Below are 13,744 nucleotides of genomic sequence, written 5' to 3' on the forward strand. Positions count from 1 at the left end.
TGTGTGAACTCCTTTGTTGAGATGGGTGGGGAAAACCTAGGGTGTCCAGCTGTCGACGACCAGCGCTGCCGCGTCCGCGTCGTCATGGGTCGACTCCGCGGCGATCTGCGCGTCGACGTGGGCGTTGAAGTCCGCGATCTCCTGCGCGACCCGGGCCGCGTCCCAGCCGAGGACGGGGGCGATGATCTCGGCGACCGCCTCGGCGGCGTCCCGTCCCCTGTCCCTGACCTCGTAGTTGAGCCGCATCCGGCGCTCGAGGACGTCGGCGAGGCGGACGACGCCTTCCGAGGTGGCCGCATAGTGGGCTTCGACGCCGAGGTAGCGTTCGGCTCCCGGCAGCGGCTGACCGAGTTCGGGGTTGTCGTCGATGAGGTCGAGGAGGTCCTCGAGCAGGGTGCCGTAGCGGCGGATGAGCCGCTTGACCCGGGCCTCGTCCCAGCCGTAGCGCTCCGCGATGCCCGCCTGGCCGCGACGGACGGCGCCCACCCCCTGCGCGCCGAGCAGCGGCACGGATTCGGTCAGGGAGGTGCGGTCGGCGGCCTCCTCGCCGAGGGCGAAGTCGACGGCGTCCTCGGCCATGACGCGGTAGGTGGTGAACTTGCCGCCGGCGATCGCCGAGAGGCCGGGTTCGACCTCCATGACGGTGTGCTCACGCGAGACCTTCGTCGAGGCCTCCCCGTCCTTCTCCACCGGCTGGAGCAGGGGGCGCAGGCCCGAGTAGACGCCGATGACGTCGTCGCGGCTGAGCTTGTTCTCGAGGATCGCGTTGGCGTGTTCGATGAGGTAGTCGATGTCGTCGGAGGTCGCGACGGGGGCGGCGACGTCCTCCTTCCACGGGGTGTCCGTGGTGCCGATGACCCAGTACCCGTCCCAGGGGATGACGAAGAGGACGGACTTCTCGGTCTTGGAGATGATGCCGGTGTCGGGGTCGGCCTTGATCTTATCCTGGTCGACGGTGATGTGGATGCCCTTCGAGGCGAGCACCTTGAGCCCGGCGTCGGCCTTCGCGAGGTCCTGCTGCTGTTCGGTCCACACGCCGCCGGCGAGGATCGTCCGGCGCGCGTAGACGTCGAACTCGCGGCCGGAGACCTCGTCGCGCACCCGCACGCCGTTGACCCGGTCGCCGTCGTGGAGGTAGTCGATGACGGAGACGTGGTTGGCCGCAGACGCCCCGAAGGCGACCGCGGAGCGCACGAGGGTCATGACGAAGCGGGCGTCGTCGACCTTCGCATCGTAGTATTCGAGCGCCCCGACCGCGGCGTCGTCGGCGAGCCCCGGGAAGTGCGCATTCAGCGCCTTCTTGCCGAGGTGGCGGTGCATGGGCACGGCGCGTTTGCGGCCGGGCCGGGTCGCCATCGTGTCGTAGAGGAGGACGCCGGAGCCGATGAAGGCCCGGTCGATGAGGCGGTGTTCGAACGGGAAGACGAACGCCACGGGTTCGACGAGGTGGGGGGCGGTGTGCGTGAGGAGCAGGTCGCGTTCCTTCAGCGCCTCGGCGACGAGTTTGAAGTCGAGCATCTCGAGGTAGCGCAGACCGCCGTGCATGAGCTTCGAGGAGCGTGAGGAGGTGCCCGAGGCCCAGTCGTGGGCGTCGACGACGCCGACCTTGAGCCCGCGGGTGGCGGCGTCGAACGCGGAGCCGGCTCCCGTCACCCCTCCCCCGACGACGAAGACGTCGAGCGGATCGCTCGGAGTCGTCGCCTCCATGGTGCGCAAGGATTCTTCACGGAACGAGGGGGACAGCTCGCCGTTTCGCATTGTCGTCGTGCCTCCAGAGATCGGGGAATCTGCCCCGTCGCAACCGACCTAGGTGACTGGCCGGTAATCACAGGCTATCGGGTGCGGAGAGCAAATGGGAACAGATCCCACTGTGAGGCGGGCCATCGTTTCAGTCCGCGGACCGACCCATCGCCGAGGTGGTCTCCGCGGAGTCGAGCAGGTCGAGTCTGCGCATGATGATGCCCTCCCGCAGCGCCCACGGGGAGATGTTCATCACCGCGATGTCGAAGATCGTGAAGGCCGCCTCGGCGACGATGGCCCCGGCGAGCACCTGACCGGCGCGGGCCTCGGAGACTCCGGGCAGGGTCGCCCGCTCCTCAGGGGTGCGGGCGGCTAGCGTGTCGATGATGCCGGGCAGGTCGCGGCGGAAGAGCTTGCGGGGAACGTAGATGCCGTCGCCGCTGGGTGCGGCCCCGGCGATGCGGGCCAGGGACCGGAAGGTCTTCGAGGAGCCGACGACGTGGTCGGGGGCGCCCACCCGGTTGATCTTGCCGGCGATGCGCCCGATCTGGGCGCGGGCGTGTTTGCGCAGCCGGTGGATGTCCTCGGCGCTCGGTCTCTCCCCGGGCAGGAAGTCGGCGTAGGTGCGTCCGGCCCCGAGCGGGACGGAGACCGCGGCCTGCGGGTACTCGTCCTGGCCGGCGGCGATCTCGAGCGAGCCCCCGCCGATGTCGAGGAGGAGGATCTTGCCCGCCGACCAACCGAACCAGCGGCGGGCGGCGAGGAACGTCACCCGGGCTTCGTCCTTGCCGGACATCACGGTCAGCGTCACGCCCAGCTGCGTGCTGATCGAGTCGATGAGCGCCTGACCGTTGGGGGCGTCGCGCACCGCCGAGGTGGCGAAGGCGAGGATCTGCTCCGCCCCCTGGTCTTCGGCGATCTCCACGGCTTCGGCGACGAAGTCCCGCAGGCGCTGCTGCCCGGCGTCGTCGATCGCGCCGTCGGGACCGAGGAACTCGGCGAGGCGGAGGATCTCCTTGTGCGAGGTCGCCGGCAGCGGCGGTGCCCCGACGTGGGCATCGACGACGAGGAGGTGGACGCTGTTGGATCCGATATCGAGGACGGCGAGGCGCATTCGCTCAGTGTATCCCGCACCAGGGCCCTCTCAGGCCCGCCAGTCCCCTGTCCTGAAGCCGAATTCGGGGGTCTTCTTGGCGAAGAACGCCTCCTGCCCGCGGGCGATCTCCGCCCGGTAGGCCTCATCGAGCCAGGCGGGTGGGGTCTCGCCCCCGTCGAAGTCTCCGTCGAGGACGGCTTTGGCCCCGATCTGACTGAGCTGTGACAGGGAGGCGATGCGCTCCCCCAGCGCCCGGGCGCGGGTGAGTGGGTCATCGGCGGTCTCGTGGATGAAGCCGATGCCCCGCATCGTCTCGAAGTCGACGATCGAGGCCGTGAGCAGCAGATACCGTGCCCACGCGTCGCCGAGCACACGGGCCAGGCTCTTCGTGGGCCCCGGCGGGTAGACGAGACCGAGCTTCGCGGCCGTGACCCCGAAGATCGACCCGGGGGCGGCGATGCGGATGTCGCAGGCGGCGGCGATCTCCGTGCCCCCGCCCACGCAGTTGCCCTCGATCGCGGCGATGGTCACGGTGCGCGCCGAGGCCACGGCCGCCTCGGCGGAGGAGTTGAGCTCCCAGAAGTCGGCGATGGGGACGTCGAGGTCGGCGATGTCGGACCCGGCGGAGAAGTGCCCGCCGGCGCCGGTGATGATCAGCGCCCCGATCGTGTCATCGGCGTCGACGCCGGCCACGATCTCCGGCAGGGTCCGCCACATCGCCCGGGACAGGGCGTTGCGTTTGTCGGTCCGATCGAGAACGAGGGTTCCGACCCCACCGGTGACGGTGAAGTCGAAACCCTCGAGATCGACCGGACGGTACCGGCCCTGTGCGGGCCGACCGTCGGTGCTCATGCTCAGCCCCGGGTGTCCGGGACTTCGCGCTGAGGCTGCCCGTCGTAGGCGCTGAGCGGGCGGATGAGCGCGTTCGACGCCTGCTGTTCGAGGATGTGCGCCGTCCACCCGGTGATGCGGGCCATGACGAAGATCGGCGTGAACTGCTCGGTGTCGAAGCCCATGAGGTGGTACGCCGGACCTGACGGGTAGTCGAGGTTCGGGTAGATGCCCTTGCGGGAGACGAAGTCCTCTTCGAAGGTGTTGTAGAGGTCGAGGAGCTCGGTCGCGCCCTTGACCTCGGCCATCTCCTCGAACGCCTTGCGCATGGTGGGCACGCGCGAGTCGCCGTTCTTGTACACGCGGTGTCCGAAGCCCATGATCTTCGCCTTGCGCGCCAGGGCGTCGTCGATCCACGCAGACGCCTTGTCGGCGGTGCCGACCTCCTCGAGCATCTCCATGACCGCTTCGTTCGCCCCGCCGTGCAGGGGTCCCTTGAGCGCGCCGACGGCACCGGCGACCGCCGAGTACAGGTCGGAGGTCGTCGAGGTGATGACGCGGGCGGTGAACGTCGAGGCGTTGAACGAGTGCTCGGCGTAGAGGATCATCGAGATGTCGAAGCTGCGCACGACCTCCTCGGCGGGCACCTCGTCGAAGACCATCTTGAAGAAGTTCGCCGCATAGTCCAGGTCGGTCGTCGGAGCCACGGGGTCGAGTCCGTGCCGGCGACGGTGGTCGATCGCGACGATCGTCGGCAGCTGCGCGTAGAGGCGCTCGGCCTTGGCGAGGTTGGCCTCGGGACCTTCCGCATCCGCCTCGGGATCGACGGCGCCGAGGTAGGCGACCGCGGTCTGCACGACGTGCATGGGGTGGGCGTCGGTGGGCAGGGCGAGGATGATGTCGATGAGTTCGGGCGAGATCTCACGCTGGGCGTGCTCACGGGCCTTGAACTCCGCCAGCTGTTCCTCGGTGGGCAGTTCGCCGTTCCAGATGAGGTAGGCGACGTCCTCGAAGCTGCGTTTGGCGGCGAGCTCCTGGACGGGGTACCCGCGGTAGGTCAGCGAGTTGGTTTCCTGGACTACCTTCGAGATGGCCGTGGTGTCGACGACGACGCCGGCGAGGCCCTTCCTGATTTCTTCGGTCACTGGTGACCCTCCTGTGAGAAGTTGAATACGGCCGCGTCGAAGTCGTTGTACGCGGCGTAGTCGATGGTGTCGTAGAGGTCCGCCCGGGTCTGCATCCCCTCGAGCAGGTCCACCTGAGTGCCCTTGTCCCGAATCGTCTGCAGGCCCGATTTGATCGCACCCATGGCGATGCGCAGGGTCGTGACCGGGTAGATCACGAGTTTGACCCCGACATTCGCCAACTGCTCTGTGGTGAACAGTTCGCTCTTTCCGAATTCCGTCATGTTCGCCAGGATCGGCACGTCGACGCTGGCGGCGAATCGCTCGAATTCGCCGAGGTCCCGCATCGCCTCGGGGAAGATCATGTCGGCTCCCGCATCGACGTAGGCCTTCGCCCGGTCGATCGCGGCGTTAAGACCCTCACCGGCACGGGAGTCGGTGCGGGCGCAGATGACGAAGTTCTCGTCCCGGCGGCCCTTGACGGCGGCGGCGATGCGCTTGTTCATCTCCACCGTCGTCACCACCTCCTTGCCGTCGAGGTGGCCGCAGCGCTTCGGGTTGACCTGGTCCTCGAGGTGCATCCCGGAGATCCCGGCGTCCTCGAACTCCTGGACGGTGCGGGCGACGTTCATCGCCTCACCCCAGCCGGTGTCGGCGTCGATGAAGGTCGGCAGGTTCGTCACCCGGGCGATCGCACGACCGTGGTCGGCCACCTCGGTGAGGGTGGTCAGACCGATGTCGGGCACACCCATGGCCGCGGAGAACGCGCCGCCGGAGATGTAGACGCCCTCGAAGCCGATCTGCTCGATGATCTGTGCGTTGATCGGGTTGATCGCCCCGGGGAACTGGACGATCTCGTCACCTGCCAGCAGCTCCCGGAAGCGGACCCGGCGTTCGGCCGGTGTCGTCGTGGCCCCGAGCATCAGAAGATGCCCTTCGAACCGCTGTGCTTCAGTCCCTCGACTGCGAAGCTGAGCTGGCCGACGCCGGCGGCGTCGAGGCTCTCGAGGTTCTCGGCGAGGTCGAGGAAGCGGTTGGCCTCCGCCTCGGTGAGGATGCCCTCGGACAGGGTGCGGAACTTCTCGACGTAGTTCGCACGGACGAACGGGCGGGCGCCGAGCGGGTGGGCGTCGGCGACGGCGATCTCGTCGGTCAGCGTCGACCCGTCCTCGAACTCGATCTCCACGCGACCGCCGAAGGCCTTCTCGTTCGGATCGGTCGAGTGGTAGCGGCGGGTCCACTCAGGGTCCTCGGTCGTCTCGATCTTGTGCCACAGGGCCACGGTCTCGGGACGTCCCGCGCGTTCGGGCGAGTACGAGTCCTCGTGGTGCCAGCCGCGGTCCTCGAGCGCCACGGCGAAGATGTACATGATCGAGTGGTCGAGGGTCTCCCGGCTGGCCTTAGGGTCCATCTTCTGCGGGTCGTTCGCACCGGTGCCGATGACGTTGTGGGTGTGGTGCGAGGTGTGGATGACGATGCGCTTGATCGTCGACAGGTCCTCGATCTCCCCGCCGAGCTTGCGGGCGAGGTCGATGAGCGCCTGCGCCTGGTATTCGGCGGAGTGCTCCTTGGTGTAGGTGTCGAGGATCGCGCGCTTGGCTTCGCCCTTGGCCGGCAGCGGGATCGTGTAGCGGGCGTCGGGGCCCGAGAGGATCCAGGCGATGACACCGTCCTCGCCTTCGTAGATCGGGTTCGGCGCGCCTTCGCCGCGCATCGCACGGTCGACGGCTTCGACGGCCATCTTGCCCGCGAACGCGGGAGCGTGGGCCTTCCACGAGGAGATCTCGCCCTTGCGGGACTGACGGGTCGCCGTGGTCACGTGCAGGGCCTGCTGGATCGCCTGGAAGGTGACCTCGGTGGGCAGGTGGAGCATCGCGCCGATGCCGGCGGCGGCCGAGGGCCCGAGGTGGGCGACGTGGTCGATCTTGTGCTCGTGCAGGCTCATGCCCTTGACGAGGTCGACCTGGATCTCATAGCCGGTGGCGATGCCGTTGATGAGGTCGGGTCCGGCGATGCCCATGTGCTGGGCGACGGCGAGGACGGGCGGGATGTTGTCGCCGGGGTGGGAGTACTCGGCGGCGAGGAAGGTGTCGTGGAAGTCGAGTTCGCGCACGGCCACGCCGTTGGCCCAGGCCGCCCACTCCGGGGAGAAGCGGTCGGCAAGCGGCAGGCCGAAGATCGTCGCGCCGGGCGTGTAGGGGTGAGCCTGTGCCTGCTCACGGGCGTGGGTGGGGGCCGAGCGGTTGACCGAGGCGGCAGCGACCGCGGCGTTGTCGATGACGCGGTTGATCACCATCTCGGTGACCTCCGGCTCCACGGGCGTCGGGTCGGAGGCGACCTCGGCGATCTTCCAGGCGAGCTGGTCTTCGCGTGCGAGGTTCTCTGAGCTCTTGTGGGTACGGACCTCATGATCAATCATGGATAATCCCTTCAATCGTCCTTGACCGCGGCGGAACCGCTGCAGGCCTGCGAGTGGTTGACTCAACTGTAGGCCACGTCACTTCGGGGATGCGGCCCGGCCGGAGTTTTATCTTGACGTCAAGATACTTTACCCGACGGGTGTTCCCGGCCACCACCCCCGGGTGGGGCGGGACCGTGCCGATCGGGCAGGGTGAACTGTGACACAATCTGGGTATGACCCGCACTGCCCTCGACTTCGACGAGAACTGGTTCGACGACAACGAGTTCGCCCAGGTCCGCCGCCGTCTCCCCATCCCCTATGTCAATGCCGTTCCGGTCCGCGTGGGCGAGGCCGGCAACGTCGAACGGATCGGCCTGCTCCTGCGCAGCCTCGACGACGGCGTCCTCGGCCGGGAGGTCATCGGCGGACGGATCCGCTACCACGAGTCCATCCGCCAGGCGCTGCTGCGGCATGCGGAGAACGACCTCGGCCCACTCGCCCTGCCCGTCGTCCCGCCGGCCATCACACCCTTCCAGATCGCCGAGTACTTCCCCACCGAGGGCACCTCGTTGCTCCACGACCCCCGCCAGCATGCGATCTCGATGTGCTTCATCATGGAGGTCCGCGGCGAATGCACGCCAAGGGCCGACGCACTCAGCCTCGACTGGCTCACCCCCGAGGAAGCACTGCGCGAGGACATCGTCGCCGAACTCCGCCACGGACAGGAGCACATCCTGCGCACCGCGCTCACCTACCTCGGCTTCCCCACCTGAGGCAGCGCCCTCCGCCGAGAGCGCACTGTGCGATTCGCGCGCGGCGCCCACGACTCCTGGACGCTGAGTGTCGATTTCCGCGACCAGAATCGACACCGAGGGTCCAGAACTCGACACCCCGACACACCCACAGCAACCCGGCGGTCGCACGGCAACCCCCGCGGCCGCCTCGGCGACTTTTCTACACGCTGTAGAAACGCCCTGATAGACTGAAGTCGACGAGGACGGATGTGGTTTTCGGGGCCGTCGTCATCGTCAGGGTTGGTCAGGCCCCGTCGAGAGGACTGCCATGAACGCCGACTCCCATCGGATCCCCACCCGCCAGGCCGCCGCGAACCCGACCGACGACCGGGCCGCCGATCCCCGACCCGACGAATCCGGGCTCAACCGCGAACTCGGCGTCCTCGTCGGCTTCGACGGCTCGGAGCTCGCAGCCCTGGCCCTGCGCTACGGCGCCGCCGAGGCACTCCACCGCGGCGTTCAGCTCACGGTGGTCACCGCGTTCACGATGCCGCTGATGATCTACCCGAACATGGCCTCGATCCCCTCCGAACCCGAGGACGAGGCCGCGATGCGCGGAGCGGAGAAGCTGCTCGCCGAGGCGGCCGACCTCCTGCGCGACCATCCCGGACAGGTCACTTACGCCGCCGAGTCCGGCGACGCCGCAGGCGTGCTCGTGCGACTGAGCTCGAACGCCGAGGTCCTCATCGTCGGCGCCCGCGGTCGCGGCGGCTTCATCGGCCGCATGCTCGGCTCGGTCTCGACAGCCCTGCCGCCCCATTCGCACTGCCCGACGATCGTCGTGCCCAAGCACTCCGCCCGCCGTGAGGACTCGAGCGGATCGGTCGTCGTCGCCGTCGACGGCTCCGAGGCCGCCCGGATCGCGATGTTCACCGCCGCCGAGGTGGCCTCCTCCAGGCAGACGGGCCTCGAGATCGTCTCGGTGCTGCCGGCCGGTGAGGAATGGCTCTACTGGTACCCCGATCTCGAGGTCGGCGGGGATGTCGCAGACCGTCGGCAGAAGCAGCTCGAGACCGCCCTCTCGACGGAGGCCGATGCCCTCGGCGAGCAGTTCCCTGGTCTGCCGATCTCCACCTCGGTGGTCGTCGGGGATGCGGTCTCGATGCTCTCGGAGGCCACGAAGCGGGCCCAGCTCACGGTGCTCGGCACCCGGGGCCGCGGCGCGGTGAAGTCCGCGCTCCTCGGTTCGGTCTCCCGCGGAGTCCTCCACCATGCCGAAGGCCCGGTGATGATCGTCCCCAGCTGAGACGGGCCTGCGGGCCGGTGGTCGTGTTGTACAGTGGTGCCCACACGACAGGGGAGCGCCAGCAGGGGCGCTGAGAGTGCAGATGATGCTGCAGACCCTCGAACCTGATGCGGTTAGCACCGCCGAAGGAAGTCGAGACTCTTCTACCCCTCCTTGAGATACGAGGAGGCACAATGCCGAACACCACCGCGCCCGCGACATCCGCACCCGCGTACACCCAGGCCCCGCCGACGAAGAAGTGGCGGGTCGTCGACTACGTCGTCACCGCCGTCCTCGGCATCGCCGTGGGCCTGATCTTCTGGGTGCTCGCGGCGAGCTGGAAGGTCATCGAACTCGGCTTCCAAGCCTTCCCGCCCTCGATCGGGCTCATCGCCGGCCTGTGGGTGCTCGCCGGTCCCTTGGCCGGGGCGATCATCCGCAAACCGGGTGCCGCGCTCCTGTGCGAGGTCCTCGCCGCCCTCGTCGAAGGCGTCCTCGGCTCCCACTTCGGCTCGACCGTGCTGCTCTCGGGCTTCATCCAGGGCCTCGGCGCCGAACTCGTCTTCGCGGCCTTCGGCTACCGGAAGTTCACCCTGTGGGTGACGACGCTGTCCGGTCTCGTCGCAGCGGCCTTCATGGCGGTGAGCGAGAACATCCTCTACAACGCCGAATGGCAGCTGACCTACCAGTTCGCCTACGCCGCATGTGCGATCGTCTCCGGCATCGTCATCTCCGGCATCGGCGCCTGGTATGCCTACCGCGCGATCGCGAAGACCGGGGCGCTGAGCTCGTTCGCCTCCGGCCGCATGCGCTGATGGGTCTGCCGGTCCGCGCCCGCGGCTTCTCGTGGCGGCACGCCGATCGGGACGCTGCCGCGATCGGTCCCCTCGACCTCGACATCGCCGCCGGAGAGAAGGTCCTCCTCCTCGGCCCGTCAGGGGCGGGGAAGTCGACGCTGCTCCATGCGATCGCCGGGGTCCTGCCCGTCGAGGCCGGAGAGTCCACCGGTGAGATCCTCATCGGCGACGATGCCCCTGACCCCCGCCGAGGTGTCACCGGGCTCGTCCTCCAGGACCCCGATTCGCAGGTGATCTTCTCTCGCGTCGGCGACGACGTCGCCTTCGGCATGGAGAACCTCGGCCTGCCGGTCGAGGTCATCGACGAGCGCATCGGGTCGTCGCTGGCCGCGATGGGCCTCGACCTGCCCACCGACCATCCCACGGCGGCGCTCTCAGGGGGCCAGAAGCAACGTCTTGCGCTTGCCGGCATCCACGCGATGGCGCCCGAGGTCATCGTCCTCGACGAACCGACGGCCAACATCGACCCCGCCTCGGCGGCATCGGTGCGCGATGCCGTGCTCACGGCGGCCGCGGTCACCTCGGCGACGATGATCGTCGTCGAGCATCGGGTGAGCCTGTGGGCCGAGTTCGTCGACACCGTCATCGTCCTCGGCCGGGACGGACTGCTCGCCCAGGGCAGTCCGGTCGCGGTGTTCGGTGATCCCGAACTCGCCGAGGCGCTGCGGGCCTCGGGCATCTGGCTGCCCTCCGCGCAGTCACCGGTCGCACCGGATCGGGCACCGGCCGCCTCGGCGCCCGTGCTGCTGACGGCCTCCGGACTCAGCGTCGCCCGACCGCGCGCCCACGCACCTGCGGCCACGGACCTCAGCCTCGAGGTCTCAGCCGGTGAGGCGGTCGGCATCGTCGGACCCAACGGGGCGGGCAAGTCGACGACGGCACTGACCCTGGCCGGACTCGTCGAGGAGTTCTCCGGTGAGGTGCGCGCGCACGGCCCGCTGGCCGAGGGCGCGAAGCACGGCCGCCCGTTCCGCTGGCCGTCTGCGTTCCTCGCCCCGCGCATCGGCATGGTCTTCCAGGAGCCCGAGCACCAGTTCCTCAAAGGCAGCGTGCACGACGAGCTCGCGCTCGGTCCGCGCCTGGCCGGATGGCCGGCCGCCGAGGTCGAGGCGCGGGTGGAGAGCCTGCTCGGGACGCTCGGGCTGGGCGCTGTCGCCCACGCGCACCCGCAGGGGCTCTCCGGTGGGGAGAAGCGGCGACTGTCGGTGGCGGCGATGATCGCCCCGCGGCCGCAGATCCTCATCGTCGACGAACCGACGTTCGGGCAGGATGCGCTGACCTGGGCGGGCCTCGTCGAGCTCTTCCGCGACGTCCTCGATCATGGCAGCGCCGTCATCGCCGTCAGCCACGACGATGACTTCCTCACCGCGATCGGGGGGCGGCGCATCGTCCTCGGGTCGGCGGAGCGGTCCCTGGAGGGTGAGCGCGTTGAGTGAGACCGTGACTGCCCGTGAGAGGGTCGCCGTCGAGGATCCCGGTCAGCTCATCCCCGTTGTGCGCAGCACCGCGCTGGTCCGGTGCAATCCGCTGTCGAAGATCGCCGTCGCCCTCATCCTCATGGTCGGTGCCCTGCTGAGCATCGACCTCGTCTCCGCCGGCGTCGTCCTCGCCTTCTCGCTTCTCGCCCTGCCCCTGACCGGGCTCGATCTGTGGGCGGCGCTCAAGCGCCTGTGGTTCCTGCCTCTGGGCGCACTCCTCGCGGCCTGGGGCACGGCGATACTGGCGGAGAAGACCGGTGCCGTGGTCGTCGATGTCGGCCCGATCCTCATGACGACGGGGTCGCTGGAGTCCGCCGCGGCGATCTTCGTCCGCGCGCTCGCGCTCGCCGTCCCACTCGTCGTCCTCGCCTCGACGATCGATCCCCGGGATCTCTCGGATGCCCTCGTCCAGCGTCTGCGGCTCCCGGAGACGGTCGTCGTCTCCGTGCTCGCGGCCTCCCGCCTGCTCGGCCTCCTCGTCACCGAATGGCAGACCCTGTCGATGGCGCGACGCGCCCGCGGGCTGGCCGGCGGGTCGATCGTGCGGCGCACCGGCTCTCTCTTCGCCGGCATCTTCGTCCTCCTCATCCAGTCGATCCGGCGCGGGACGACGCTGGCGATGGCGATGGAGGGCCGTGCCTTCGGGCGCCGAGGCAGGACCTGGCGGAGGCGGTCGCACTTCGGTCTCGCCGACCTCGTCATCGTCGTGCTCGCCCTCGCGGTCACGGTGACGGCGATCGTCGCAGCTCACGTGCTGGGGACGTGGAATCCGATCATTCCCGGATAAGGCTCACACCTGTGCGATGAGGTCCTTGAGCTGGGCCCGCCGCTCCTCGAGCGCCTCGGCGCTGGGCAGTTTCGATGCGGTGAGCGCAAGCACTGTGCGGTCGTCGCCCTTCGGTTCGGCGGCGGCTTCGATCTTCGTGCCGTCGACGAGGTTCGCCCTCCAGAAGGAGCGCTTGGGTGTCGTCGACACGCGCGGCTGCCCATCGAGGTCGACCCCGCCGAGGCTGCCGTCAATGAGAGCTGCGAAGCGGTCGATGACCTCGCCCCGCTCCCCCGGCACGGTTCGGGAGACGGCGACGTCGAAGGTGCCGTCGGCGCGCTGGCCGGGCACCCGGCGGCCGATCTCCTGCTCGTAGGCGACGACGGCGCCCTGGACCCACCAGCCGTGGTTGGCCACGACTCCGTCGAACTGCGGGTAGAGGGCGTCGGCGAGCTCCTTGTGGCTCGCGTCCTTCCCTCCGGCCTTCTCGAGGCGCTCCCGGGTCTGGGCCCAGGGCTCGCCGAGGGCCTTCTCGATGGACTCGATGTTCTGCGGTTTCGTCGCCATGGAAGCAGTCTAGGCCGGAGCAGTTCTCAGTCGATGACGAGTTCGCCCATCTCGTCCCAGCCCTCGCCGTCGATCCGGCGGGAGATGATCTTCGGGGTCGAGGCGAGCAGCGGCCGCATCGACTCGAGGCCGGCGGCGAAGTGGTCGCTGTTGACGTGCGGCTCGGCGCCCTCATCGGTGAACGCCTCGATGAGCACGTATTCGTTGGGCGCCTCCAGGCTGCGCGACCACTCGAACCAGAGATTGCCCGGCTCCGCGCGGGTGCCCTTCGTGAAGTCCTCGACCACGGCGGGGAAGGACTCGGCGTTCTCGGGCTTGACGTCGAATTTCGCGACGATGAAGATCATGGCTCTCCTCTGTGTCTGGGACCGGCTGTGGGCCTGTCCGGTCGGCTTCGTCCAGCCAATCACGAACAAGCCGCTTTGACGAGTCCCTCAGGCCGTGGCCCGGCGCAGAAGCGCGACGAGGGAGTCTCTCTCCTCGGCACTGAGCGCCTCGACGGGGGCCTGCTCGGACAGCGCCTGCAGCACGTTCCCGCGGCACCGCAGCCCCGCCTCGGTGAGTGAGAGGAGTTTGGCACGACGGTCCCCGGGGTCGGGAAGACGTTCGACGAGGCCCTGGTCCTCCATCCGGTCGACGACGTAACCGGCGTTCGACGTCTCGCAGCTCATGTGTTCGGCGAGCGCTGTCAGACGCATCGGCTCCCCCAGCTCGCGCAGAGCGATCGCCTGGGACGCTGTGATGCCGAGTCGGTCGGCAACCCTTCGGACATGCGAATCCAATCGCTGGTTGAGGCGCGCGACGAGACCGCAGAGTTCGACATCCGTGCTCATACCTCGACCCTAGCAGAATTCATCCGAATTCA

General features: G+C 68.8%; 14 protein-coding genes and 1 riboswitch. Of the genes, 5 read left to right on the top strand and 9 right to left on the bottom strand.

The annotated features are described in order from the left end of the window. Positions 1-36: 36 nt before the first annotated feature. The 6 genes from AAHA49_RS12570 to AAHA49_RS12595 form a co-directional block, all read right to left on the bottom strand. A complete protein-coding gene (locus AAHA49_RS12570) occupies positions 37-1,707 on the bottom strand; it encodes a glycerol-3-phosphate dehydrogenase/oxidase (RefSeq protein ID WP_342038560.1) in 1,671 nt (556 codons plus the stop codon). A gap of 181 nt (positions 1,708-1,888) precedes the next feature. Next, positions 1,889-2,854: a Ppx/GppA phosphatase family protein gene (locus tag AAHA49_RS12575; RefSeq protein ID WP_339393614.1), complete on the bottom strand. Its 966-nt coding sequence runs from the start codon at positions 2,852-2,854 to the stop codon at positions 1,889-1,891. A 30-nt stretch (positions 2,855-2,884) separates the two neighbouring features. After that, complete coding sequence (locus tag AAHA49_RS12580) at positions 2,885-3,688, bottom strand: enoyl-CoA hydratase/isomerase family protein (protein WP_342038561.1); 804 nt, start codon at positions 3,686-3,688, stop codon at positions 2,885-2,887. A gap of 2 nt (positions 3,689-3,690) precedes the next feature. Then, a complete protein-coding gene (locus tag AAHA49_RS12585) occupies positions 3,691-4,812 on the bottom strand; it encodes a bifunctional 2-methylcitrate synthase/citrate synthase (protein WP_342038562.1) in 1,122 nt (373 codons plus the stop codon). Continuing rightward, positions 4,809-5,714, bottom strand: a complete 906-nt coding sequence (gene prpB, locus AAHA49_RS12590; protein WP_342038563.1) for a methylisocitrate lyase — start codon at positions 5,712-5,714, stop codon at positions 4,809-4,811. Before prpB ends, AAHA49_RS12585 begins: the two co-directional genes overlap by 4 nt. Continuing rightward, positions 5,714-7,210 carry an MmgE/PrpD family protein gene (locus AAHA49_RS12595; protein WP_342038564.1) on the bottom strand — a complete coding sequence of 499 codons (1,497 nt, stop codon included), beginning with the start codon at positions 7,208-7,210 and terminating at the stop codon, positions 5,714-5,716. Before AAHA49_RS12595 ends, prpB begins: the two co-directional genes overlap by 1 nt. A 215-nt stretch (positions 7,211-7,425) precedes the next feature. On the opposite strand from AAHA49_RS12595, the gene AAHA49_RS12600 reads away from it, so the two are divergent. From AAHA49_RS12600 to AAHA49_RS12620, 5 genes are all read left to right on the top strand, one after another. Beyond that, a complete protein-coding gene (locus tag AAHA49_RS12600) occupies positions 7,426-7,965 on the top strand; it encodes a DUF4916 domain-containing protein (protein WP_339393619.1) in 540 nt (179 codons plus the stop codon). 289 nt (positions 7,966-8,254) lie between these two features. After that, positions 8,255-9,232 (top strand): universal stress protein, encoded by a 978-nt coding sequence (locus AAHA49_RS12605; RefSeq protein ID WP_339393620.1) that lies wholly within the window; start codon positions 8,255-8,257, stop codon positions 9,230-9,232. 39 nt (positions 9,233-9,271) lie between these two features. Continuing rightward, a riboswitch (TPP riboswitch) is annotated at positions 9,272-9,380 on the top strand. 25 nt (positions 9,381-9,405) lie between these two features. Continuing rightward, positions 9,406-10,026 carry an ECF transporter S component gene (locus AAHA49_RS12610; RefSeq protein WP_339393621.1) on the top strand — a complete coding sequence of 207 codons (621 nt, stop codon included), beginning with the start codon at positions 9,406-9,408 and terminating at the stop codon, positions 10,024-10,026. After that, complete coding sequence (locus AAHA49_RS12615) at positions 10,026-11,504, top strand: ABC transporter ATP-binding protein (RefSeq protein ID WP_339393622.1); 1,479 nt, start codon at positions 10,026-10,028, stop codon at positions 11,502-11,504. Before AAHA49_RS12610 ends, AAHA49_RS12615 begins: the two co-directional genes overlap by 1 nt. Next, positions 11,488-12,333, top strand: a complete 846-nt coding sequence (locus tag AAHA49_RS12620) for an energy-coupling factor transporter transmembrane component T family protein (protein ID WP_339393623.1) — start codon at positions 11,488-11,490, stop codon at positions 12,331-12,333. Before AAHA49_RS12615 ends, AAHA49_RS12620 begins: the two co-directional genes overlap by 17 nt. Before the next feature lie 3 nt (positions 12,334-12,336). Here AAHA49_RS12620 and AAHA49_RS12625 read toward each other — a convergent pair whose 3' ends face one another. From AAHA49_RS12625 to AAHA49_RS12635, 3 genes are all read right to left on the bottom strand, one after another. After that, the gene (locus tag AAHA49_RS12625) at positions 12,337-12,879 is read right to left on the bottom strand and encodes a hypothetical protein (protein ID WP_339393624.1); all 543 of its coding nucleotides are present in this window, start codon (positions 12,877-12,879) and stop codon (positions 12,337-12,339) included. 26 nt (positions 12,880-12,905) lie between these two features. Further along, positions 12,906-13,226, bottom strand: coding sequence for a putative quinol monooxygenase (locus AAHA49_RS12630; protein WP_339393625.1), 321 nt, complete (start codon positions 13,224-13,226; stop codon positions 12,906-12,908). A gap of 87 nt (positions 13,227-13,313) precedes the next feature. After that, positions 13,314-13,712, bottom strand: a complete 399-nt coding sequence (locus AAHA49_RS12635) for a MarR family winged helix-turn-helix transcriptional regulator (protein WP_339393626.1) — start codon at positions 13,710-13,712, stop codon at positions 13,314-13,316. Between the last annotated feature and the right edge of the window lie 32 nt (positions 13,713-13,744).

The sequence above is a fragment of the Brevibacterium ammoniilyticum genome (assembly GCF_038429965.1).
GTDB lineage: Bacteria > Actinomycetota > Actinomycetes > Actinomycetales > Brevibacteriaceae > Brevibacterium > Brevibacterium ammoniilyticum.

Coding starts and splice junctions, on each gene's coding strand:
- AAHA49_RS12595 (WP_342038564.1), bottom strand. CDS start 7,210: ATGATTGATCATGAGGTCCGTACCCACAAGAGCTCAGAGAACCTCGCA.
- AAHA49_RS12635 (WP_339393626.1), bottom strand. CDS start 13,712: ATGAGCACGGATGTCGAACTCTGCGGTCTCGTCGCGCGCCTCAACCAG.
- AAHA49_RS12570 (WP_342038560.1), bottom strand. CDS start 1,707: ATGGAGGCGACGACTCCGAGCGATCCGCTCGACGTCTTCGTCGTCGGG.
- AAHA49_RS12600 (WP_339393619.1), top strand. CDS start 7,426: ATGACCCGCACTGCCCTCGACTTCGACGAGAACTGGTTCGACGACAAC.
- AAHA49_RS12630 (WP_339393625.1), bottom strand. CDS start 13,226: ATGATCTTCATCGTCGCGAAATTCGACGTCAAGCCCGAGAACGCCGAG.
- AAHA49_RS12605 (WP_339393620.1), top strand. CDS start 8,255: ATGAACGCCGACTCCCATCGGATCCCCACCCGCCAGGCCGCCGCGAAC.
- AAHA49_RS12625 (WP_339393624.1), bottom strand. CDS start 12,879: ATGGCGACGAAACCGCAGAACATCGAGTCCATCGAGAAGGCCCTCGGC.
- AAHA49_RS12580 (WP_342038561.1), bottom strand. CDS start 3,688: ATGAGCACCGACGGTCGGCCCGCACAGGGCCGGTACCGTCCGGTCGAT.
- AAHA49_RS12610 (WP_339393621.1), top strand. CDS start 9,406: ATGCCGAACACCACCGCGCCCGCGACATCCGCACCCGCGTACACCCAG.
- AAHA49_RS12615 (WP_339393622.1), top strand. CDS start 10,026: ATGGGTCTGCCGGTCCGCGCCCGCGGCTTCTCGTGGCGGCACGCCGAT.
- AAHA49_RS12575 (WP_339393614.1), bottom strand. CDS start 2,854: ATGCGCCTCGCCGTCCTCGATATCGGATCCAACAGCGTCCACCTCCTC.
- prpB (WP_342038563.1), bottom strand. CDS start 5,714: ATGCTCGGGGCCACGACGACACCGGCCGAACGCCGGGTCCGCTTCCGG.